We start from the raw sequence: 21,033 nt of genomic DNA, 5'->3' as shown, positions 1-21,033 counted from the left end.
GTACGCATAGGAGGTCCGCTCACCCTGAGCGGAGGCGGCGGGGTGGGCGTGAACGCTGGAAACGGACTTCTGGTACTGATGGGCTCCGGCGAGACCAGCCCGACCATGGTCACACTGCACCGGGAGCTCGTTGCCCACTTGGGCGGTGACGCCGATGCGGTGATCCTGGAGACACCGTACGGATTTCAGGTCAACCGCGACGACATCTCCAACCGTGCCCGCGAATACTTCCGACGCTCCGTGGGCCTCGCGACAGTGGTCGCTCCGGATACCCGCGCAGACGGCCCTTCGATCGGTGCGCCGGGCACTGGCGACGCGGACAAGGTACGCGACCTGGTGCGCAGGGCGCACTGGGTGTTCTCGGGGCCCGGCAGCCCGTCGTACGCACTGAACCGCTGGCACACCCTGCGTCTGGGCGAGATCCTGCGCGAACGGGTGGCACGCGGCTACGGCGTGACGGTGATGGCCTCCGCGGCGGCGTGCACCGCGGGGTTCGCGGCGCTGCCCGTCTACGAGGTGTACAAGGCCGGGCATCCCCCCGCATGGCTGACCGGGCTGGATCTGCTCGGGGCGCTCGGCCTGCCGGTCGCGGTGATCCCGCACTACGACAACGCCGAGGGCGGCACGCACGACACCCGCTTCTGCTACCTGGGCGAACCCCGCCTCGCCGCCCTGGAGCACGAACTCCCCGACGAGAGCGCCGTCCTCGGGATCGATGAGCACACGGCTGTCATCGTCGATCTCAGCACGTCGCTGGTACGTGTGTGGGGGCGGGGTGTCATGACGGTCCGGCGGCGGGGAGCCAGCGCCCTGGTGCCCGGCGGCACCACGCTGCCCCTGGAGCAACTGCGCGATCTGGTAACAGGAACGGAACCCGCAGTGGTCCCCTTGCCTCGCCGTCCTGCCGATGACGATGCCGGTGTCGACGCCGCGCACCGCACCACCACGGCCGGCAGTGGCGGTGCGGCGACACTGCAGGAGGCCGTTGCGGCAGCGGAGTTGCGATTCGACTCAGCGCAGGGGGCGCGGGACGCCGGGACCATGGCCGAGGTGGCGGTGGAGCTTGAGTCGGTGATCGCCGCGTGGAGCGCCGACATGGAGGAGGACCAGGGCGGAGAGTGGGCCCGCACGGTCCTGCACGGCATGATCCGCCGTCTCGCATGGGTCGCCGGACGCGGTATGAGCGAACCGGAACACACCCTCGGGCGGATCCTGGTTCCCCTTCTCGGCCTGCGCAGGAGGCTGCGTGCGGACGGCGCCTACGGCCTGGCGGACGAGGTGCGCGAAGCCGTGGCAGCAGGCGGCGTCCGGCTGCACGACACCGCGGAGGGGAGCGAATGGCGGTGGGAGGAAGAGACCGACGGCCAGCAGACCCGCTCACGTCCGCAGGCGTAGAGACCGCCATCGGACCCTTTTAGCCGATTTGTGCACTTGCATAGCCTTTGCAATAAGATCGGTAGAGGGGCCCTTCCCCTCCGGGCCCGCCCGCCGACGTTGGAGCCGTGCACGATGCCGCTCGCCCCGCACGAAGCGCCTGATGCGCCGCCTGTCGCCGTCGAAGTGGTGCTGCTGCGGCACGATCCGAGCGAGGGCTTCGCCTATCGTCGGCTGATCACGGCGCTTGGCAGGGGGGTGAGCCCGGACCGTGCCGCGAGGGGTCTCGCGCTCCTCGGCGAACACGACGAGACGCATATGGTGCACTCGACCAGCTGGCGTGCCACCCGCAAGGGCGGCATCACCCTGACCTACCTCGTCCACCCGGACCCCGCTCCGGACCAGCCCGGCACCCCGCTCCCGGAACCGCACAAGATTGCCCGCTCCCCCAGGCCAGGCCATCCGTCCCCACCGGACCTGGAAGTCGGCCACGTCGTAGCGCACGCCGTTCGTCATCTCGCGTTTCTCGAAGGCACCGACCTTGCCATTGCCGCGCATATCTCCGCCTGGCCCGACCTCGTGTACGCCTTGCGCTCTCTGCCCCTTGCAACCGCGGGAGAGATGCAGCACGCCTAGCTTCCGCCACGCCGCGATTCCATCCGGCCCGATCGGGCCCTGACAGGGGCGCGGCCCCGTTCGGCTCAGCTGTCATTGCGGGCGCAACGCACGCATGGTGACCTGAGGGCAGCCCAGCGTCACATTTTGGGACTTTTACCGTGCGGTCATTGTCGATCAGGGCGAGCTCGTGCGGGCCGAATGTGGCGATTGGCAGCTTCAGCTCCCAGCCGCCCCGCCTGGACTTTCCGGAGGGCGAGCGGCTCTCACCGGAAACGGACCCCCATGCATTCTCCCCGCATGCTCCGACGCCGCCCCGCTTCACGCCGGGCCGAGCGCACCCTCGCCGCCACCGGCGCCCTGGCCCTGCTGACCGCCGCGGCGGTCACCGGCCTCACTCCCGCCTCCAGCTCGGCTTCCAGTCACCGTGAGGCGCCGCTGATCGCCGGAGACCCAAGGGCGGACAACACCGACGTCTACGCCTTCACCAGCCCGGACAAGCCCGACACCGTCACCCTGGTGGCGAACTGGCTCCCCTTCCAGGAGCCCAACGGCGGGCCGAACTTCTACCCGTTCGCCGAGGACGCCCGCTACAACATCAAGATCGACGCGGACGGCAACGGCAAGCCGGACACGACGTACACGTGGGAGTTCACCGACCACGTCCGCGACGACGCCGACCAGTTCCTCTACAACACCGGGGTCGTCGAGTCGGTGAACGACGAGACCCTGAACTTCCGGCAGACCTACAGCCTGAAGGTCACCGACAGCAGCGGGAACACCAAGACGCTCCTCAAGGACTCCCCGGTCGCACCCTCGAACGTCGGCAAGGCGTCGATGCCCGACTACGCCTCCCTGCGCAAGGAGGCCGTGGTCCCGCTGCCGGGGGGCGGCACGACCTTCGCCGGCCAGGCGTCCGACCCGTTCTTCCTGGACCTGCGGATCTTCGACCTCCTGTACGGAGGCGACCTCTCGGAGACCGGCCACAACACCCTGGCCGGCTACAACATCAACACCCTCGCCGTCCAGGTGCCCAAGTCGACGCTGGCGCTCAAGGGCGACGCCAAGCGCAACCCCGTGATCGGCGTGTGGTCCACCACCGACCGCCGGGGAGCAGCCGTCACGGGCGCCGGCAGCAAGGGCAGCGAGGACACCTCCGCTCAGGCGGCGGACGACGGCAAGGCAACCGCCAAGGACGGGAACGCCGACGAGTGGCGGCAGGTCTCCCGCCTGGGCAACCCGCTCATCAACGAAGTCGTCGTGCCGCTGAAGTTCAAGGATGCCTTCAACGCGCTGAGCCCGGAGAAGGACGCCACGATCACCCCGGTCGTCGACAAGGTCAAGGACCCGATCGTCCCCAAGCTCATCGAGAACATCTACAAGGTTCCTGCCCCCGCCACACCGCGCAACGACCTCGTCGAGATCTTCCTCACCGGGATCTGCAAGGAGTGCGGCCCCATCAAGGCGGACCTCAACTCGCAGCGCCTCAACCAGGACGTCGACAAGGCCGCGGTCGTCCCCGCGGAAATGCTGCGCCTGAACATGGCCGTCCCGCCCGCCGCCAAGCCCAACCGCCTCGGCGTCCTCGGCAAGGACCTGGCCGGATTCCCCAACGGCCGCCGGCTCAACGACGACGTCGTCGACATCGAACTCCAGGCCCTCGAAGGCGCCGCGCAGACCGGGAAGATCGTGCCCGCCCTGGCAGCCGGCGACGCCGTCGACACCCCCTACCGCGAGCCCGGCGACACCTTCCCCTACGTCGCCCTCCCCAACACCGCGGCCGTCAACCAGGCAGACTCCCTCCACCCCGACGGCGGCGTCGGCGCCGGCCTCGGCGGACTCGCCTCCGGCGACGGCTTCCCCGTCGTGCCCGTCACCGCGCTGGGCGGCGGGGCGCTCCTGGCCTGCGCCGGAGTGCTGGCCCTGCGCCGACGACGCGGCGCCGGCCAGGCATGAACAGCCCGTTCCTCCCCGGTCGCCCGAACCGCCGATGGCGGGTCGGGCGACCGGCCCGCGCCGCCGCCCCCCGCCGCCTGCGCCTGTGGCGAATACCCGGGAGGCGGGGAACCGCGGCAATGATCGCCGTCGCCGTCGGGGCAGCGCTAGCTTGCATCGGCATTTTCGCTCTAGGAACGGGCCCCGGGCCGGCACCGGAACGGGTAGACAGAGGCAGCCTGCCGGTCCACCCCGGATCCGACCGAGCGGCAGCCTCCGACAACCGAACGCCCGCAGCACCAGTCCGCATCCGCATACCCGCCATCGGAATCGACCAGCCCCTCATCGGCCTGCGCGTCCAGCAGGACGGCCGACTCGCCGTTCCCGACGAACCCGAAAACATAGGCTGGTGGAGCGACGGCCCCCGCCCCGGCGGCCCCGGCGCCACGGTCGTCGTAGGCCATGTCGACTCCGCCACCGGCCCCGGAGCCTTCCACGGACTCTCCACGCTCGACCCGGGCGACGAGATCACCATGGTGCAGGATGACCGGTCCACCATCACCTTCACCATCCGGGCGCTACGCCAGTACGGGAAGGACACTTTCCCCGACAGCCAGGTCTACGCGACCAGCGGCCCGCCCGCCCTGCACCTGATCACCTGCTCGGGCATCTATGACCGCAGCCGCCGCGAATACCGGGACAACCTCGTCGTCTATGCGGCCTTGCGCAATGAAGAGCGGTCGTAAATGACTGACCTGCCGCGGGAGAACCGTTGGCCAGTGCTCTGATCCTGGGATTGAGGAGGTTTGCCATCATTGTCAAAAATTGCCAATGCGCAGTGGGTCCAGAACCCGGATCAGTGGCTGCCGACGAACGCTCAACCCAGGCTGTGTCGATAGAAATGTATACAATCGAGATGTGCTGACGTGGGCCCTCAGGAATCACGATGGCACGAGCCCGATGCCCCTGCGTTGCTCCACTTCCGAGATCCGCTAACGTCAGGCACTGACGAAAACCGGTGTGGCGACAAGCACCCCGTTGCTCTGAAACAGTGGCTTGGCAAGGAATTCCATGCGGACACCATTCGACGGGAGAACGCCGGGTTTCAGCATGTCGTCAACCGCAGCCTCGTACCACGGTCCGACCCACTGCTTGGAACTTACCCGCGCGGTGTGCGCGTCGTGCCTCATGTACTCGAGGAGGTAGTAGTCGAGGCCATGGTCCGTCTTCGCTTCCCAGACTTCATCGAGGAGTCCATCAGGAGATCCGATCAGGGCCAGCTTCAGCCCGCCCACGACACCAGCGAAGACGGCCAGCTCGGCGACGTAGTCCCTCAGGACGCCATGCCGGAGTTGAGCGGCGCCTCGGACGTACAGCCTGGGCCGGGCCAACGTTCCTACCCATTGCCGCCGCCTCTCCAGATAGCCGGTGAGAACCGCAGCCCTGGCAAAGCTTGTCCGGGAGCGGACGGAGCCGGTCAGCCCGGCGGCACCGGCCGCCGCCATCTTGATTCGCGCTTCCAGGACTCTGCGATGCAACGTCGGCGCATGGGTCACCAGAGTCCCTGGCCCACTCGGCGACACATAGACGTAGCGAGGCGGTGTCGATCCATTCGCGGCGCGCCCGACACTTCTCGGCATGAACCCTCATCTCATCGCCTTGACAAGTGATCTCAGCCTCGATCGTTACCTCCGTCGAAACCAGACAGGCCCGGCCCAACCACAGACACCCGATGAACACCGAACGACAACGACCACTACGGCGTGTCCGACGCATCGCGTGCCCGCCACGGACGCATCAACTGTCGCGTGACACAGCTTCGGCCAGGGGTCAACGGCCTGGCGCGAAAAGCTCCAGCGCGATGTCGTCCGGGTCGCGGAACTCCAGGATGAATCCCGCTCCGATGTCCTTGATCCCCTCGTGCGGCACCCCGAGCTGGTCGAGGTGGCGCAGCGCCCTCTCCGGGTCCGCCCGGCTGTCCACGGCGAAGCTGACGTGGTCGAGGCCGAAACGGTCCTCGTCGAAGCGGTCCGAGGCGACCGGACGCAGACCGAAGAGGGAGTCCCCGAGCTGGTAGATCACCCCACCGAAGAGGAAAGTGAGCCGTTCGCGGGTCTCCTCGTCGGCATCGGGAGGGAGGTCGAAGGCCACCGCCAGCCCGAGGACCGCGTCATAGAAGGCGCGAGAGCGCACGATATCGGTGACGGTGAGACGCACCGAAAGCACGGGGCTGAATCGTCATGACCTCATGCTGCACCTCCAACCGTCTCCCCGAAGTCTCTACTCGCCGACCGATCCGGCCAATCCTCGGTGCCGGGGCCCTTCCCGCGAGCAGGAACGTAGGCCAACCGGTGGATTCGTCCACGTGGGGACGAATCCACCGGTTGGCCTGTGGCGAATACCCTTTGCGCGGTTGCTTGGAAGGAGCGCCACGTACTGCGGCACGATCGACGATGGACGCCGTACCCGTCCCGTGCTCGTGCTCCAGGAGAGGCCAGCCAGGTCATGTCAGGATGGGCCGCTCGATGAGCGGGTGCTCGGTCTCCACGTCCACCCGGCGTCTCGCGTGCGCAGGGACATAGAATCGGTTACCGATATCGGTTTCATCACTGGCGGGTCGGTGCGGAGGCAGCGGGGTGCGGGAGTTCCAGCGGGGCGCGGTGCGGCTGCACATTCTGCATCACGCTGCGGCGGAGGAAATCCACGGTGCGTGGATGACGGAAGAGTTGTCGCGGCACGGCTACCGGATCAGTCCGGGGACCTTGTATCCGACGCTGCACAGGCTGGAGGCTGACGGGCTGTTGGTTTCCGAGCAGCGGGTCGTTGACGGCAGGGTCCGGCGGGTCTACCGCGCCACGGACGCCGGGAAGCAGGCCCTGGCCGAGGACCGAAAAGCTCTGGCAGAGCTGGCCCGTGAAGTCCTGGGCGGCGATTTCGGCTGATCGGACGCGAGCCTCCCGCGCGGGCGGGCGGGGCGACGCTATGCGGTTGGCTATGTGATGAGGCGGCGCAGACCATAGGCGGCAGCGCCCAAGGCCATGACCCCAGTACCCCATGCGACCGAGGCGGCGGGCAAGGTGAAGGCGAGCAGCAGACATCCGGCGAGCCCGAGAACGGGAATGGCCTTGGGCGGGCGCCCCTCGTCGGAGGTGAGCGTCCATGCTGAGGCGTTGGCGATGGCGTAGTAGGCGAGCACGCCGAAGGACGAGAAGCCGATCGCTCCGCGCAGGTCCACCGTCGCGACGAGCAGTGCCACGATGACGCCGACGGCCACTTCGGCGCGGTGCGGCACCTTGAACCGTGGGTGAACGACGGCCAGTGCGTGCGGCAGGTGGCGGTCGCGGGCCATGGCCAGGAGGGTGCGGGAGACACCGAGGATCAGTGCGAGCAGTGAGCCGAGTGCGGCGACGACCGCGCCGACGCGGACCGCAGGAGCCAGCCAGGCAACTCCGGCCGCGCGCACCGCGTCTGCCAACGGGGCGGTCGCGCCGGCGAGTCGCCCGGGACCGAGGACGGCCAGAACGGCGATCGCGACAGCCGCATAGACGACCAGGGCGATGCCCAGTGCGAGCGGGATGGCGCGCGGGATGGTGCGTGCCGGGTCGCGGACTTCTTCGCCGAGGGTGGCGATGCGCGCGAATCCGGCAAAAGCGAAGAAGAGCAGCCCGGCGGCTTGCAGCACACCGTTCCAGGTGGCGTCCGCGCCCCATTCCAGCCGCGAGGCGTCGGTGCCGTCCCCGGTCAGAGAAGCGACCACGACGGCCGCGAGTACGGCCAGGACGACGGAGACGATGGCGCGGGTGAGCCAGGCGGTCTTCTGCATACCGGTGTAGTTCACCGCGGTCAGTGCCACCACCGCGGCGACGGCCACGGCATGGGCCTGGCCCGGCCAGACGTATGAGCCGACGGTCAGGGCCATCGCGGCGCAGGAGGCGGTCTTGCCGACCACGAAACCCCAGCCGGCCAGGTAGCCCCAGAAGTCGCCGAGGCGCTCACGGCCGTAGACATAGGTACCGCCGGAAGCCGGGTAGCGGGCGGCCAGCCGGGCGGAGGAGGTGGCGTTGCAGTAGGCGACCGCAGCGGCGATGCCGAGCGCGGCCAGCAGCCCGGATCCGGCAGCATCTGCCGCCGGAGCAAGAGCTGCGAAGATGCCGGCACCGATCATCGAACCGAGTCCGATCAGTACCGCGTCCGACACACCCAGCCGCCTCGTCAGCTCACCCTCGGCCGCTCTGTGCGTCTCTGCGCCCATCACTGTTCTCCTTCACCCGCGGCTCGCCACGTCAGGTTTCGCACTCCGATATCGCGAGACGATACGGGGAGCCGGTTCGCCGGCACATTGCGGGGAAGTGAACGGGAACGATCGCGATGGCGGTACGGAAAGGAGGCCCGGCGTGAACACCAGGGCATGGCACTGGGCAGCGGGCGCACTGGGAGCATGCGGCGTGGTCCTGCTTGCCCTCGTGGAGACGGGCTGGGCGCCTCTCCAGGACGCGGACCGGGCACTGTCCCATCGGCTGCATCGGGTCGCCGTCGAGCAGTCCGGCTTCACGCGCCTCAATCGCATTCTCACCGATTGGGTGTGGGACCCGATCACCACGCGTCTGCTCGCCCTCGCCACGGTGGTGACCCTGTACATCAGGAGGGCAAGGCGTCTTGCGGTGTGGGCAGCGCTGACCTCCGTGGTCGGCCTGGCCATGCAGTATGCGATCCGCGCCGCGGTCGCCCGCGACCGGCCGTCCCACCCCGACCCGGTGGACTCCGCGCACAACTTCGCCTTCCCCTCCGGGCACGTCATGGCAGCGACCATCACCTGCGGCTTGCTCCTCGTCCTGCTCCACGCCACCAGCCCCGCCCACCGCGGGTGGCGGACGGCCGCCTGGGCCGCCGCGCTTGTCTCCGTCATCGGTGTCGGCTTCACTCGCGCGTTCCTCGGGGTGCACTGGCCCACCGATGTTCTCGCCGGCTGGCTGTTCGGAGCTACCGCCGTCGCCGCGTGCACCGCCGCGTTCGCCCCAAGAGCGCATCGCGCCTCCGAAGGCACCACTGGACTACGCGTGACCAGACCATGATCCGCATCCAGTCGGCCACACACGGCATGGCGCCCGGAGGCCCCGTGGCGGAGCATCCGGGCGCTCGCGACGCAAGCGGTCAGTGGTAGGCGTGGACGACGGCGTGGCCCTTGCCTCGGCCGATCATCCACTTGTTGACCGGAGTCGTGATCACGAAGGCGACGGCGAAGCCGCCCAAGAGCGCGGTCCAGAACAGGGCGTCGGACAGATGGGCGTCCATCGCGCCGGGGGTCAGGGCGATGATGCCGTTGTCGACGAGTTCCATCACCGCGATCGATACGGTGTCGGCGGCGAGGGCCACCTTGACGGCGCTCTTGAAGTCCAGGCCGGCCCGGCGGACCGCGAACAGGGTGAAGGAGTAGCCGAAGACGAACGCCAGAGTGATCGCCAGCACCATCGTCTGGACGTTGCCCCACAGCAGGGCGGTGCCGATGACCATGCCGAGGATCTCACCGATCGCACAGCCGGTCAGGCAATGCAGCGTCGCCTTCGCAGCCATGCCCCAGGACGCACCTCCATGCGCGTGCCCGGTGCCCGTCCGGTGCGCGGCCTCGTCGTGAGCGTTGGAGGTGGTGTCGTGTGCGGTGTGGTCCATGACCCTCATCCCTTCCGTCTGCTGCGGTCCATCGCTGACCCCGCACCTCTGAGCTTATACCCCCTAGGGGTATAGAGCGGAGCCTTCCTGCCAGGAACTGAGCGGAGGTGGGGCGCGCGTCGTCGGCCGCCCCACCTCCTGTTCACGTCCGGTGGGTCAGTTCTTGCCGAGGAGGCCGTTCATCGTCGTGATCTCCGCGGTCTGCGAGGTGATGATGGCATCGGCCATCGTCTTGGCTTCGGGGAAGGCGCCCTCGGCGTTTTCGGTCTTGGCCATCTCGACCGCCCCTTCGTGATGCTTGATCATCATTTCCAGGAACGCGGTGTCGAACGCCTTGCCCGACGCCTTCTCCAGCTGGTCCATCTCGTCGGCCGTCATCATGCCGTCCATGCCGTGGTCCGAGTGGTCCATGGCGTCCTCGGCGGGGACTTGCTCGCCCCAGGAGGTCAGCCAGCCGGACATCGTCTTGATTTCCGGGTCCTGGGCCTTCTTGATCTCGCCGGCCAGCTTCTTCACCTCGGCGGACTCCGCCCGGGACGGGGCGAGGTCGGCCATCTCCACGGCCTGGCGGTGGTGGGGGATCATCCCCTTGGCGAAGGCGACGTCGGCCGTGTTGTGCTGCCCCTGCGCGGCGGATGCCGAAGCGGTCGGCGACTTCGTGGAGTGGCCGGCGGAGCTGTCGTCACTCGATCCGCAAGCGGCGAGGACGAGCAAGGCGGCTCCGGCGGTCATGACGGCGGCGGTACGACGGATGAGCGAACAGTGCTTGTACATGAGGGCGTGACTCCTTGATGCGCAGCCCGGCGAGGGCGTACGCGGATACGGATACGAGGACGTACCTGGGCGCGGCACCGCTCCCCCGGCGAAGCAGGGGCGTGGGGGTGCCGTGCGGGCGGGCCTATATCCGCAGGAGTTGCAGTTCAGCCAGGTCGGGCGGCGCGCGGCCGTTCTCGGATGTTCCCGGGGCCGGGCGGGGCGCCGCTGACGGGTCCGGCATCGGGTCGAGGGCCGCAGTAAGGGCGGGCGGGGCGTATGGGGCACCGACATTAGCGGCGGCGCACGTCGCATTCGCGTGATGCAGGTGGCCCGACCCGCCGGCGACGTGCGAGCAGTCCACAGCAGCGTGCACCGCCTCCACCTGGCCGGCCGTCGTGCTGTGCTCGACAGGAGCAGCCCGGCCGTTCTCGGACACGACGGCTGGGGCGAGAGCGTGCATGGCCAGGACGCCCGCCAGCACTGCGAGCACCAGCAGCACGAAACCGCGCCGGGCGGGGCCACGGCTCGACAGCTGCACGGCGGAGCTCATGGAATCCATCGTACGGTCCAGGGCCTTCGAGGGTGTCGCGCTGAGCGCCCGCCGTGGGGCTGCGTGCAGGAGGCCGAAGGGATCACCGCACAGCAGCGGGAAGGGCGTCCAGCCCACCGGACCAGCGTCTCGATCCTTTCGGCGGGAGTGTCGCGCAGGCCGAGTCGCAGGTGTTCGACATGGAACAGGGCTTGTTCGAGGAGCTCGGCGACGTGGTGGCCGTACAGGGCGTAGACGATGGAACGGCCCTGGCGCTCGCCGACCGCGCAGGGGCCTTTCTGGAGGCGGGCGAGGATGTACAGCCGCGAGGGCGTGGCCAGCGCCTGAAGAATGGAGGCCACGTCGGTGGCCCCCGCGGCGTCCAGGCGTTCCCGCGGGATGGCGAGGTTCTTGTCGTCGGCTCCGTGACCCATGCCCCCCTTACGGACTATATCTGAAGATCTGTTCATATATTCTTGTATGGTGAGGGTGATTCCGCTTCCTGCCGTGAAGGGTCCCACCGTCATGTCTTCTGTCCTGCTTCCGGGCTCCGAGCGGGCGGCACCGGCCGCAGCCGAGCGGACCTTGCCCAAGCGCCGCACCCCGGTGTTCGCCCTGGTTGAGACGCGGTGGGCGTGCCAGCGCCCGCACCCGGGACGCGGTGCGCGGCCTGCTCGACTTCGCCCCGACCACCCCCACCCGCCTCGCGGAGGACGGCAGCGAAGAGATGGTCGCCACGGCCGAGCTGACTGTCGGGGAGATCATCCTCATCCGCCCCGGCGAGCGCTTCGGCGCCGACGGCCCGATCCTCACCGGGGCGAGCGAGATCGATCAATCCACCATCACCGGCGAACCGCTCCCCGCGGCCAAGGAGACCGGCGACGAGGTGTTCGCCGGCACCTTGAACGGCACCGGAGCTCTACGGGTGAAGGTGGAGCGCGACGCCTCGGACTCGGTGACCGCGCGGATCGTGACCATGGTCGAGGAAGCCTCCCAGACCAAAGCCCCACCCAGCTGTTCATCGAGAAGGTCGAGCGGCGCTACAGCCTCGGCATGGTCTTCGCCCACCCTCGCGGTCTTCCTGATTCCCTGGGGTTCGGTGCCGATCTGACCAGGTCACTGCTGCGCGCGATGACCTTCATGATCGTCGCCTCCCCGTGCGCGGTGGTACTGGCCACGATGCCGCCGCTGCTGTCCGCCATCGCCGACGCCGGACGCCACGGCGTCCTGGTGAAGTCCGCCGTCGTCATGGAACGCTTCGGCCAGATCGACGCCGTCGCCCTGGACAAGACCGGCACCCTGACCGAGGGCACCCCCCGCGTCACCGACCTCCTGGCCACCGAGGCCGGCATCGCCGACGTCCGCGCCGGACTCCTTCCCCAGGACAAGGTGGCCGCCGTACGCGAACTCGAGCACTCCGGGCACAGAGTGCTGGTGATCGGCGACGGCGTGAACGACGCCCCCGCCCTGGCCGCGGCCCACACCGGCATCGCCATGGGCCGTGCCGGATCCGACCTCGCCCTGGAAACCGCCGACGCCGTCATCGTCCGCGACGAACTCGCCACCGTCACCACCGTGATCGCCCTGTCCCGCGCGGCCCGCAAGCTGGTGGTGCAGAACCTGGTCATCGCGCGTGTGTTCATCTCCGGCCTGGTCATCTGGGATCTCGTCGGCCACCTGCCACTACCGCTCGGCGTACTCGGCCACGAAGGATCGACCGTCATCGTCGGTCTCAACGGCCTACTTCTGCTGCGCGACGCCGCCTGGAACCGAGCCACCGCCCCCAGCCAGTGACCGCGCATGACTATCGGGGCATGTTCACGATGCCCGTGCCGGACGACCACATGCTGATGATCCCCAGCTAGGCCACTGGCAGCACCCGCCCCGAACGTCACACCAGCTCCGTTGCACAGCAGAAGGCACGATGCCACCAGCTCACCCCCACTGGGTGGGTTTCATCGTGATTTTCGCTGGTCAGTGGGCCTGGCGGAGCTTCTCTTCGCCGATGACACGGGACCAACCGGAGAGTTCGGGGCGCATCCTCTTGCCGAAGGCGAACGGGCTCGCGCTGCGCGGACCTGCCTTCACGCCTTCTCATCCGTTGCTGGCATGTTGGCATGGGCCGGTGCGGCGGCAACAACATGTACGCCGGCGGCGTCCTGGGCCCGGTCGGCAGCAGGTCTGCGGCACGCTGGAAGCCTGGGGACGGCACGCCAGATCGGCTGCATGGTCGACCCCAGGTGCACGCGCCGGTCAGTCGATGGTGACGACGACGGACGGCCAGCCGCTGGCGCCGTCGGGGACCGTGCCCGTGCGTTTCTCCGTCTGTACCTGGCCGCCGCGTTCGGTGGCGCGGACGGTCAGTGTGTGACTGCCGGGCGTCGCCTCCCACGGGAAGGACCACTGGCGCCAGGTGTCGATGTTCGCCTCCGTCGCGAGGTCGGCGTCCCGCCAGGGGCCGTCGTCCACCCGGACCTGCACACGGTCGATACCGCGGTGCTGGGCCCATGCAACGCCGGCGACCATCACCGTTCCGGCCTCGGACCGGGACAGCGGCTTGGGAACATCGATCCGGGACTGCGTCTTGATCGGTGCCCGACGTGCCCATGAGCGCTTGACCCAGTACGGGTCGTAGTCGTCGAACGTCGTGAGCTCGATGTCCTCGATCCACTTGCAGGCGGAGACGTACCCGTACAGCCCCGGAATGAGTATGCGGACGGGGAAGCCGTGCGTGAAGGGCAGCGGCTGCCCGTTCATCCCCACCGCCAGCATCGCGTCACGCCCGTCCATGGCGGCTTCCACCGGGGAGCCCAGCGTCATACCGTCCACGGAGCGCGCCACGAGCTGATCCGCGGGACCGCCCTTCGACGGAGGTCTGACGCCAGCTTCGGTCAGGACGTCGGCCAGCCGTACGCCCAGCCACCGTGCATTGCCGACGTACGGACCGCCGACCTCGTTGGACACGCAGGTCAACGTGATGTCCCGCTCGATCAGTTCACGCCGCAGCAGGTCCTCGAAGGTGAGGGTGACCGGGCGGGCGACGCCCCTGCCGTGGATGCGCAGCCGCCAGGTGTCAGCGTCCACCTTCGGCACCACCAGCGCCGTGTCGACGCGGTAGAACGCCTTGTTCGACGTGGTGAAGCGGCTGATGCCCGGAACCTTCAGCTGGGTGCCGGGCGGCAGCGGAGGCGCCGGTGAAGTGGGGGCGGGCAGCCGTACGGCGTTCCGTGACTCGACCGCCGCCTGGGACGCGTTTCCGGTGAGATAGCGTCCGAGTGCTCCCACACCGAGGGAGGCGACCGCCGCCACCGACGCGCCGATGACGAACCCACGCCGGTCCCAGGCCGGTTCACGACCCGGTTCCGCGTCCGCCGTGGCCCTGCCGGCACGCGGAGGTTGGGTGAGCCGCCCGATGAGGTAGTAGAGCAGCGCCGCCGCCACCACAGCGCCTACCACGGAGGGGAGCGCGTCGGTGAAGCCCGACGAGTCCGGCCGGGTCAGCGCGGCAGTCGCGCCGATCACCCCGAAGATCAGAACCCCTGCGGCGCCGGCCCGCCGGAAGCGGAGTGCCACCACTCCCAGCACGATGGCCAACGCGGCCAGCGTGGCGAGGATGCCGAGCTGCAGGACCAGTTTGTCGTCCTCGCCGAAGTGGCGGATCGCCCAGTCCTTGACCGGTGTCGGCGTTCGGTCGATGGCCGCCCCGCCCACAGCCGTGAGGGGCCCGGCCTGCGGGCGGACCGCGGCGGAGACCAGCTCGGCGACCGCGAGGGCCGCGAACCCGGCGAGCAGGCCGCTCAGCGCCCCCAGTGGCAGACGGACCCAGAGTTTCGCAGATGTCGTCACCCCCCAGAGTCCAGACCAACTGTGCCTGTTTCGCCCTCCCTGCCGGGCTGGCCCGATGGGATGCCACCCGAATGCACGACATGGAGGCACCGATGCGGTCGGAGGCAGAAGCCACAGTCGCTCCCCTCAGAGCGGAAGCGGCCCACGTGTATCCCGTTCGCGGGAGGACTGGTCACCGCGCCCCCAGTCCCCGCTGAGGGCGCAGCGTGCGGTGGCGTCGGCATGCGCTCCGACGTCGGGCGGGCCCGCATCCACGCGGATGCGGGCCCGCCAGGCGTCGGCGTTCCCCGGGGGGTCTACTTCGGGGTGAGGACGGTGTCGATGATGTTGACGGTCGCGTTGGCGGTGGGAACGTTCCCGCAGACGATCTTCGCCGAGTCGTTGACCCTGAACGATTCGCCGGAGCCGGCGGTGGTCGGGGTGCCGCCCACCAGGGTCTTGAACGACCCCTTCTCCAGCTGCTGCTGGGTGATCTTCTCGCCCACCACGTGGTAGGTGAGAACCTTGGTCAGTTCCGCCTTGTCCGCGAGGAGCTTGTCGAGGTCCGCCTTCGGGATCCTGGCGAACGCGTCGTTGCTCGGCGCGAAGACGGTGATGTTCTCCGCGTTGTTCAGGGTGTCGACGAGACCGGCCTTCTTCACCGCCGTGACCAGAGTCGACAGTTCCGGATTGTTGGACGCGGCGGTTGCGACCGGATCCTTCGCCATCCCGGCGAGACTGCCCTTGCCCTCCTTGGGGACAGACGCACAGGCAGGACCGTACGGATCTTGCTTCGCTGTCTGGGCAGACGCCTGGGGCGCCATGACACCCAGGGAAACGGGCAGTACCACTGCGGCAGTACCGGCTATCACGGCACGGGAGATGCGGGGGTCTTCACGGAGGTCCCCTCCTGCGGGGAGGGCGGGCCGTCAGTTTCAGGCCCGCGGCTCTGCTGTCTGCCGGATCGGCTGGTGGAAGGAGCCTCGGTGCGAACCGTCCGGCCGTTTACCGGGCCCTGCCCGGGCAATCTCACTACCACCACGCCATCTCCACCAGAGAAGCAGACGGCACCTCGAACCGCCTCCTCGGTTGCCGGTCCAGTTCGCTGGGCGACGAGGGGCCGTGCTCTCTCAGAACTACTCATTTCTACGAACACGAAGCGTGACGGTTACCGCCTGGACCAGGCCGGTCGCGCCGATCACAGGGATCTGTCATCGCTCGGTTTCCGCAGCCGCTGACAAGGGTCACGATCGTCATCCGACATGACCCGCCCAGCTCCGCCGCTTGACGTATGCCGATATCGGCATACGATCGCCCCATGGCACGAGCAGCGACGACGTCGGATGTCTTCAACGCGATCGCCGAGCCGCAGCGCCGAGAGATCCTGGTGCTGCTGCGGGCGGGCGAGCGGTCGGTGACCGAGTTGGCCCAGGAGTTGGGGATGACCCAGCCGGGGGCGTCCAAACACCTGCGGGTGCTCCGGGAGGTCGGGCTGGTGCGGGACCGCAAGGCAGGCAAGCAGCGCCTGTACGGCCTTGACGCCGGCGGGCTGCGGCCCGTCCACGAGTGGACCGGCGGTTTCGAGCAGTTCTGGAACGGGAGCTTCGACCGACTGGACGCCTACGTGCAGGACCTGAAGCAGACAAGGAAAGCGGAGTAGCTGATGAGCGCGACAGAACAAGGAACGCCGGCGCAGTCGGCGACAGCCGACCGCGAGACCGTCATCTCCCGGATCATCGACGCCCCACGGGAGCTGGTGTTCGAGGCATTCACCGAGGTGCGGCACCTGTCGCACTGGTGGGGACCGGAGGGATTCACCACCACCACGCGGGCGTTCGAGTTCCGCGTCGGCGGGGAGTGGGACTTCGTGATGCACGGACCGGACGGGACGGACTACCAGGAGTGGATCACCTGGACCGAGATCGCCCCGCCGGAGCGGATCGCAATGCTCCACGGTGAGACCCGCGACGACCCCGACGCCTTCGAGTCGGTCCTGACGTTCGCACCCGACGGTGCGGCGACCCGGATCGAGATGCACACGGTGTTCCCCACCAAGGAGCAGCGCGACGAGGCAGTCGAGAAGTACCACGCGATCGAGGCCGGACGGGAGACCCTGAGCAACCTGGCTACGTACGTCACCGAGATCCTTCGGAAGGGAGTTGAGGGCTGATGGCCGGGAAGGTGTTCTTCAGCGTGTCGATGTCGCTGGACGGGTTCATCGCGCCCGAGTCCTCCGAGGAATTGATGGGGCAGCAGTGGATGGAGCTCCAGCGGTGGGTCTTCCCGCTGCGGTTCTTCCGGGAGAACCTGAAGCTGGGCGAGGGCGGTAAGGAGGGGCGCGACAACGACATCGTGCGGGAGACGTTCGAGCGCACCGGCGCGAGCGTGATGGGCAAGCGCATGTTCGACGCCGGCGAGCAGATGTGGCCAGAGGAGGCGCCGTTCCACACGCCGGTCTTCGTCGTGACGCACGAGAAGCGTGACCCTTGGGAGCGGCCGGGCGGGACCACGTTCCACTTCGTCAACGACGGCATCGAGACCGCGCTCGACCAGGCCCGCGAGGCCGCCGGAGACCGGGACGTCCGCATCGCGGGCGGCGGCGCGACGGTCCTGGAGTACGTGAACGCCGGCCTGGTCGACGAGTTCTCCATCGCGCTGTCACCCGTGCTGTTCGGCTCCGGAATCCGCCTGTTCGAGGGCGTGGACGCAAGCCGCGTGGCCCTGGAGCAGGTCCGGGCGGAGCCCTCCCCGAGGGTGACGCATTTGACCTACGCCGTCCGGGAGCGGTAACTGTCCCGACCTCGGCGCGCTCCAGCCGGGGTCAGCTGCCTGCGGACGGCCCGGCCCGCCCTGGCGGCGAAGACGGATGGCGATACAGGCTCACCTATTGGGGCGGGGAACTGGCCCTGTACGCCGGCACGGTGTCCGAAGTGCTGTCGCAGTGATCCCCGGCTACGACGAACCTCACAGCAACGAGAACGGCGACGAAGCAGCGTTCGTGGCTCTCTTCGAGGCGCGACACCGGCACCTCTACCGTCCAGCCCGAATGCTGATCACGAGGGTGGCGGAAGGAGCTGGTGTGGGGCGGGAACTGGGTCTGGACGAGGTGGTGGACCACTTCACCCAGTCCGGCGACGAGGCGGGCTGGTTACGGAACAAGACAGGCGCCACGAGGCCGGGCTTCGCCGTCTGTGCGAAGCAGCGGTGCATGGTGCCACGGCAGCTGTAAGCCCTACAGGTGAGGTGGTGGCCGCACAGGCTGTGCTCAGCGTGGTCCTCAAGGGCGGCACGCTGCCCCCAGCCGGCTCCCGGTGAATCGCTACGTACGCCCGCACTTTCATCCGGGACTCAGCGGAGCGAACTTCGCTGGCGAGCATCGGTACGACGGCCCGTTGGCCACGATGACGGGTAGAGCCTGTGTACGGTGGGCTCCGCCGGTGATCCTCAGACGCCGCGGTGGAGGTACCCCCGCCGCGCCCCTCGCGGGTACCTCCACATCTGTGCGGCGAACTGATGGCAATCGGCCGAGTGCAGCTTCGCCGCGGTGCCGGACGAAGTCCGACCGGCCGCTCAGTTCTCGTCTGACCGAAGATGCCTGCGCGGAGTGGAAGCGACCCGAGACTCCGGCGCCAACCTCGCCCGTACTTCCTGACGCATGTAGGCCACGTACTCGGCAGCGGACCACAGCAGCAGGAGATCGCTGTGCCGGTAGGCCGTTGCTACGTTTCGTGCTGCTCAGAGCATGCCGTGAGCAGAAAGCTCATCCCAGATCGGTACCGCAGTGTCCCGCTTTGCAGGTCCCAATCGCGCGCGATGCCCTCGGCAGGAGCCGGAAGTCGGAAGAGGCAAGGACCAAAGCCCTGATTCACTGCGCATCTGCCCGCGCCTGTCTCCACAGGGAACCTGTCCTGGTGAACGGCGCAGCGACGCAACACCGACGTCAGGGCGTGGTGCCGGCCTCACGAGCCGCCACCACGCCCTTCTGCGCTCAGCTCTGGTTCAGGGGCAGCGCGACATCGGTGACCTGGTGGTTCTTGGGGAACGCTCCGACTCCCTCGGCCTGGCCGGTCAGCACGTTGACCTCGTAGAAGCGGTAAGCGCCGTTGACGCTCAGTGCGGCGAAGCCCTGGTTCGTGCGGGCCCGGTGGGAGAAGTAGATGTCGAATCCGGCGTTCGGTCCCGCGTTGACGCCGAGGTTCCCGGTGGGGGCGAGGGTGCCGGAGTTGGCGGGCGACTGGAGCGATACCCGGTCGTTCGTCGTGTCGATGTCGAACAGGGCCGTCGCGGTGTCCGCATTGAGGTCGTTGTTCGTGTACGCCGCTCCGGTCACGCCCTTGGCCGATGACGGGGGCATCGTCGGGTTCGTCAGCGGGGTGTCGACGGTGGTGGTGCGCGGGGCGGCAGGGTCGTCGATGTTGTGGCGCAGGTTCTGGCCGGTGTCGCTGATCACGCGCAGACGGTTCGCCGCCGGGTTGAAGTCGACCCCGAAGAACTTGCCGGCCAGCGCCACGGTCAGCTGCGACACCTTGGCCGCCTTCGCGTTGCGGGTGTTCAGGGTATAGATGCCACCCTTGTCACCGACGCCGTACAGCTTGGAGTTCTGCACCCGGAAGTCGATGCCGACCAGCTTGGTGTCCTTCTTGAGCCCGCTGACCTTGCCCAGGTGCCAGGGCTTGGACGGCGCTCCGGTACGGAACTCCACCAGCCGCTGACCGGTGGTCAGTCCGATCACCGCGAGCCCGTTGTCTGCTGCCTTCTGCTCCCACGTGTCTCCCGGGCCGGGCCCGCCCTGTACCGCCTGTGCGGGCGTCGGACCAGCCGCCCACGCGCCTGCCGATACGGGTACGACGGAGGACACCGCCGCGATCAGGGCCGCGACGAAAACTGCTTTGCGCATCAATGTCTCCTACGAGGTGCGACTCCCGCCCATCGGGAGTCAAGAGTGACGAGAACACGTGCGCACCTGGGCCGCGCGTCGCACTGGCCCATCCAGCCCACACCCGCACGGGGACGGTCGACCCTCATGCCGGCGGGGAGAGCCCTGCCGGGCCGTCGACGAAGCTCGCACACAGGCCCACGACATCTCGTCGGCCGCTGCGTAAGCGAGCCTTTTCCAACCTCATGTTGAGGCGTGGTGGAGGACGAGGACTGCCTTCACGATGTCGGTGATCCGGTTGGTGCTGCAGCGGAGCTTCCGCAGGAGGCGCCAACCTTTCAGCACGGCCATGGCCTGCTCGCCGACGCAGCGGATCTTGGCGTGACTGCTGTTGTGCCGTCGCTTCCAGCGCTTGAGCCGGCGGCCCCGGAAGGGGACTCGAATGTGCCGGCCGGCGCCTTGGCAGGCCTTGTCCGCCCAGCACTTCAGTCCCGCGGCCGCGAGCGCGTCGACGATGCCATGGCTTCGGGCCGCGGTCAGGTCGTGAGTGGCTCCGGGCAGAGCCGGGGAAGCCCGGAGCAGTCGGCCGAATGGGTCGGTGAGGACCTGGACGTTCATGCCGTGCCGCTTGTGTTCTCCCGAGCAGTAGGGGGTGTCGGCGGCGATCCGGTCGATCGGCAGCAGAGTGCCGTCCAGGATCACGAACGCTTTCGTCCGGGCCGTCACCATCGCCTGGGCCAGGGTCGGTGCGCGAGCGGCCAGGACTTCCATGGCCTCGTGTATGTACCGGCAGACGGTCGCGATCCCGATTCCGAAGCCGGCGGCAAGCTGGGCGTAGGTGTCGCCGCACCGCAGGTGGACCAGGGCGAGCAGGGCCTGGCGGCCGGCGGGCAGGCGTCGCCACCGGGTACCGGTCTCCCGTCGCCGGACTGCAAGCTGCTCGGCCAGGTGCTGCAAGGTACTGCTGGAAAGATCGATCGACGACGGGTAGGCAAGCACGCGAAGCTCGTGGCGGACACGGGTGATCTTGGTCGAGGACCCGTCTACCAGGAGCTTCGTCGTTCCGTACAGCCCGCACCTACCAACACCACAGCCCCACGGTCAGGTTGAAAAGGGCTCAGTCAGTGCGCAGCAGGTTCAAAGAGACTTTGACTACCTGTTCAAGCAACTCTCTCAAGGAGATATGAACCCAGGCAAGGGGGGCAAAGCCGACCAGGACGCTCTCGGCTGGCGCGGCTCCACGGGCCGCGGATCTGTAGCGCGGCCATCGGAACTCTCCCAGCGGATGCTCGACGCGATCGCCCCCGTGGTCGACCGGATCGACGGGGGGAAGCAGCTAGCTGAGGTCCCGCAGGCCGTTGTCGACGATGCGGTCGTGCCCGTTGAACCGACGCCGTAGCCCAACGAGAAGCAGGGCTCATAACGAGCACCGGTGCCGTCCCATCTGGGACGGCCA

21 protein-coding genes and 2 pseudogenes are annotated in these 21,033 nt (G+C 68.5%); 12 read left to right on the top strand and 11 right to left on the bottom strand.

Annotation, left to right across the window (positions count from 1 at the left end; genetic code table 11):
- Positions 1 to 48 precede the first annotated feature (48 nt).
- The 4 genes from ACK8N7_RS33620 (at position 49) to ACK8N7_RS33605 (ending at position 4,670) form a co-directional block, all read left to right on the top strand.
- Positions 49 to 1,395 carry a hypothetical protein gene (locus tag ACK8N7_RS33620; protein ID WP_403219672.1) on the top strand — a complete coding sequence of 449 codons (1,347 nt, stop codon included), beginning with the start codon at positions 49 to 51 and terminating at the stop codon, positions 1,393 to 1,395.
- Between the two features lie 114 nt (positions 1,396 to 1,509).
- Positions 1,510 to 2,010, top strand: coding sequence for a hypothetical protein (locus tag ACK8N7_RS33615; RefSeq protein WP_403219670.1), 501 nt, complete (start codon positions 1,510 to 1,512; stop codon positions 2,008 to 2,010).
- Between the two features lie 279 nt (positions 2,011 to 2,289).
- Positions 2,290 to 3,945, top strand: coding sequence for a DUF4331 domain-containing protein (locus ACK8N7_RS33610; protein WP_403219668.1), 1,656 nt, complete (start codon positions 2,290 to 2,292; stop codon positions 3,943 to 3,945).
- A gap of 119 nt (positions 3,946 to 4,064) precedes the next feature.
- Positions 4,065 to 4,670, top strand: coding sequence for a class F sortase (locus tag ACK8N7_RS33605; RefSeq protein WP_500444852.1), 606 nt, complete (start codon positions 4,065 to 4,067; stop codon positions 4,668 to 4,670).
- 252 nt (positions 4,671 to 4,922) lie between these two features.
- Here ACK8N7_RS33605 and ACK8N7_RS33600 read toward each other — a convergent pair whose 3' ends face one another.
- Positions 4,923 to 5,564 carry a DUF7019 family protein gene (locus ACK8N7_RS33600; RefSeq protein ID WP_500444850.1) on the bottom strand — a complete coding sequence of 214 codons (642 nt, stop codon included), beginning with the start codon at positions 5,562 to 5,564 and terminating at the stop codon, positions 4,923 to 4,925.
- Between the two features lie 190 nt (positions 5,565 to 5,754).
- A complete protein-coding gene (locus ACK8N7_RS33595) occupies positions 5,755 to 6,150 on the bottom strand; it encodes a VOC family protein (protein ID WP_500444848.1) in 396 nt (131 codons plus the stop codon).
- A gap of 410 nt (positions 6,151 to 6,560) precedes the next feature.
- On the opposite strand from ACK8N7_RS33595, the gene ACK8N7_RS33590 reads away from it, so the two are divergent.
- The gene (locus ACK8N7_RS33590; protein WP_403219661.1) at positions 6,561 to 6,866 is read left to right on the top strand and encodes an Rv3488 family transcriptional regulator; all 306 of its coding nucleotides are present in this window, start codon (positions 6,561 to 6,563) and stop codon (positions 6,864 to 6,866) included.
- Positions 6,867 to 6,916: 50 nt separating this feature from the next.
- On the opposite strand, the gene ACK8N7_RS33585 is transcribed toward ACK8N7_RS33590, so the two are convergent.
- The gene (locus ACK8N7_RS33585; RefSeq protein ID WP_500444846.1) at positions 6,917 to 8,176 is read right to left on the bottom strand and encodes an APC family permease; all 1,260 of its coding nucleotides are present in this window, start codon (positions 8,174 to 8,176) and stop codon (positions 6,917 to 6,919) included.
- 142 nt (positions 8,177 to 8,318) lie between these two features.
- On the opposite strand from ACK8N7_RS33585, the gene ACK8N7_RS33580 reads away from it, so the two are divergent.
- Positions 8,319 to 8,996: a phosphatase PAP2 family protein gene (locus ACK8N7_RS33580; protein ID WP_500444844.1), complete on the top strand. Its 678-nt coding sequence runs from the start codon at positions 8,319 to 8,321 to the stop codon at positions 8,994 to 8,996.
- Between the two features lie 79 nt (positions 8,997 to 9,075).
- Here ACK8N7_RS33580 and ACK8N7_RS33575 read toward each other — a convergent pair whose 3' ends face one another.
- The 4 genes and pseudogenes from ACK8N7_RS33575 to ACK8N7_RS33560 form a co-directional block, all read right to left on the bottom strand.
- Complete coding sequence (locus ACK8N7_RS33575; protein WP_403219655.1) at positions 9,076 to 9,600, bottom strand: DUF4396 domain-containing protein; 525 nt, start codon at positions 9,598 to 9,600, stop codon at positions 9,076 to 9,078.
- Between the two features lie 147 nt (positions 9,601 to 9,747).
- Entirely contained in the window at positions 9,748 to 10,365 is a 618-nt protein-coding gene (locus tag ACK8N7_RS33570) for a DUF305 domain-containing protein (RefSeq protein ID WP_403219653.1), read from the bottom strand.
- A gap of 124 nt (positions 10,366 to 10,489) precedes the next feature.
- On the bottom strand, positions 10,490 to 10,897 hold the full coding sequence (locus ACK8N7_RS33565) for a DUF6153 family protein (RefSeq protein WP_403219651.1): 408 nt from the start codon (positions 10,895 to 10,897) through the stop codon (positions 10,490 to 10,492).
- A gap of 119 nt (positions 10,898 to 11,016) precedes the next feature.
- Positions 11,017 to 11,310: pseudogene (locus tag ACK8N7_RS33560) on the bottom strand (transcriptional regulator); the annotation flags it as partial.
- 203 nt (positions 11,311 to 11,513) lie between these two features.
- On the opposite strand from ACK8N7_RS33560, the pseudogene ACK8N7_RS33555 reads away from it, so the two are divergent.
- Positions 11,514 to 12,670 (top strand): annotated as a pseudogene (locus tag ACK8N7_RS33555) (HAD-IC family P-type ATPase); the annotation flags it as partial.
- Positions 12,671 to 13,129: 459 nt separating this feature from the next.
- Here ACK8N7_RS33555 and ACK8N7_RS33550 read toward each other — a convergent pair.
- Positions 13,130 to 14,722, bottom strand: a complete 1,593-nt coding sequence (locus tag ACK8N7_RS33550; RefSeq protein ID WP_500444841.1) for a molybdopterin-dependent oxidoreductase — start codon at positions 14,720 to 14,722, stop codon at positions 13,130 to 13,132.
- 296 nt (positions 14,723 to 15,018) lie between these two features.
- A complete protein-coding gene (locus ACK8N7_RS33545) occupies positions 15,019 to 15,546 on the bottom strand; it encodes a fasciclin domain-containing protein (RefSeq protein WP_500445898.1) in 528 nt (175 codons plus the stop codon).
- Between the two features lie 473 nt (positions 15,547 to 16,019).
- Here ACK8N7_RS33545 and ACK8N7_RS33540 point away from each other — a divergent pair, with 473 nt between their 5' ends.
- The 4 genes from ACK8N7_RS33540 (at position 16,020) to ACK8N7_RS33525 (ending at position 17,930) form a co-directional block, all read left to right on the top strand.
- Complete coding sequence (locus ACK8N7_RS33540; protein WP_403219647.1) at positions 16,020 to 16,361, top strand: ArsR/SmtB family transcription factor; 342 nt, start codon at positions 16,020 to 16,022, stop codon at positions 16,359 to 16,361.
- A gap of 3 nt (positions 16,362 to 16,364) precedes the next feature.
- Positions 16,365 to 16,871: an SRPBCC family protein gene (locus ACK8N7_RS33535; RefSeq protein WP_500444839.1), complete on the top strand. Its 507-nt coding sequence runs from the start codon at positions 16,365 to 16,367 to the stop codon at positions 16,869 to 16,871.
- Positions 16,871 to 17,491, top strand: coding sequence for a dihydrofolate reductase family protein (locus tag ACK8N7_RS33530; RefSeq protein ID WP_403219643.1), 621 nt, complete (start codon positions 16,871 to 16,873; stop codon positions 17,489 to 17,491). Before ACK8N7_RS33535 ends, ACK8N7_RS33530 begins: the two co-directional genes overlap by 1 nt.
- A 289-nt stretch (positions 17,492 to 17,780) precedes the next feature.
- On the top strand, positions 17,781 to 17,930 hold the full coding sequence (locus tag ACK8N7_RS33525) for a hypothetical protein (protein WP_500444837.1): 150 nt from the start codon (positions 17,781 to 17,783) through the stop codon (positions 17,928 to 17,930).
- A gap of 759 nt (positions 17,931 to 18,689) precedes the next feature.
- Here ACK8N7_RS33525 and ACK8N7_RS33520 read toward each other — a convergent pair.
- Together ACK8N7_RS33520 and ACK8N7_RS33515 are read right to left on the bottom strand one after the other, a co-directional pair.
- Positions 18,690 to 19,598: a DUF4394 domain-containing protein gene (locus tag ACK8N7_RS33520; protein WP_403219639.1), complete on the bottom strand. Its 909-nt coding sequence runs from the start codon at positions 19,596 to 19,598 to the stop codon at positions 18,690 to 18,692.
- A gap of 222 nt (positions 19,599 to 19,820) precedes the next feature.
- Positions 19,821 to 20,576: a transposase family protein gene (locus ACK8N7_RS33515; protein WP_500444835.1), complete on the bottom strand. Its 756-nt coding sequence runs from the start codon at positions 20,574 to 20,576 to the stop codon at positions 19,821 to 19,823.
- 184 nt (positions 20,577 to 20,760) lie between these two features.
- Here ACK8N7_RS33515 and ACK8N7_RS33510 point away from each other — a divergent pair, with 184 nt between their 5' ends.
- On the top strand, positions 20,761 to 20,976 hold the full coding sequence (locus ACK8N7_RS33510) for a hypothetical protein (RefSeq protein WP_500444833.1): 216 nt from the start codon (positions 20,761 to 20,763) through the stop codon (positions 20,974 to 20,976).
- Positions 20,977 to 21,033 lie beyond the last annotated feature (57 nt).

The sequence above is a fragment of the Streptomyces griseobrunneus genome (assembly GCF_046713465.1).
Lineage (GTDB): Bacteria > Actinomycetota > Actinomycetes > Streptomycetales > Streptomycetaceae > Streptomyces > Streptomyces microflavus.
This window is presented reverse-complemented; position numbering and strand designations above follow the sequence as displayed.

Coding starts and splice junctions, on each gene's coding strand:
- ACK8N7_RS33570 (WP_403219653.1), bottom strand. CDS start 10,365: ATGTACAAGCACTGTTCGCTCATCCGTCGTACCGCCGCCGTCATGACC.
- ACK8N7_RS33575 (WP_403219655.1), bottom strand. CDS start 9,600: ATGAGGGTCATGGACCACACCGCACACGACACCACCTCCAACGCTCAC.
- ACK8N7_RS33535 (WP_500444839.1), top strand. CDS start 16,365: ATGAGCGCGACAGAACAAGGAACGCCGGCGCAGTCGGCGACAGCCGAC.
- ACK8N7_RS33615 (WP_403219670.1), top strand. CDS start 1,510: ATGCCGCTCGCCCCGCACGAAGCGCCTGATGCGCCGCCTGTCGCCGTC.
- ACK8N7_RS33585 (WP_500444846.1), bottom strand. CDS start 8,176: ATGGGCGCAGAGACGCACAGAGCGGCCGAGGGTGAGCTGACGAGGCGG.
- ACK8N7_RS33520 (WP_403219639.1), bottom strand. CDS start 19,598: ATGCGCAAAGCAGTTTTCGTCGCGGCCCTGATCGCGGCGGTGTCCTCC.
- ACK8N7_RS33540 (WP_403219647.1), top strand. CDS start 16,020: ATGGCACGAGCAGCGACGACGTCGGATGTCTTCAACGCGATCGCCGAG.
- ACK8N7_RS33530 (WP_403219643.1), top strand. CDS start 16,871: ATGGCCGGGAAGGTGTTCTTCAGCGTGTCGATGTCGCTGGACGGGTTC.
- ACK8N7_RS33610 (WP_403219668.1), top strand. CDS start 2,290: ATGCTCCGACGCCGCCCCGCTTCACGCCGGGCCGAGCGCACCCTCGCC.
- ACK8N7_RS33565 (WP_403219651.1), bottom strand. CDS start 10,897: ATGAGCTCCGCCGTGCAGCTGTCGAGCCGTGGCCCCGCCCGGCGCGGT.
- ACK8N7_RS33510 (WP_500444833.1), top strand. CDS start 20,761: ATGAACCCAGGCAAGGGGGGCAAAGCCGACCAGGACGCTCTCGGCTGG.
- ACK8N7_RS33600 (WP_500444850.1), bottom strand. CDS start 5,564: ATGCCGAGAAGTGTCGGGCGCGCCGCGAATGGATCGACACCGCCTCGC.
- ACK8N7_RS33605 (WP_500444852.1), top strand. CDS start 4,065: ATGATCGCCGTCGCCGTCGGGGCAGCGCTAGCTTGCATCGGCATTTTC.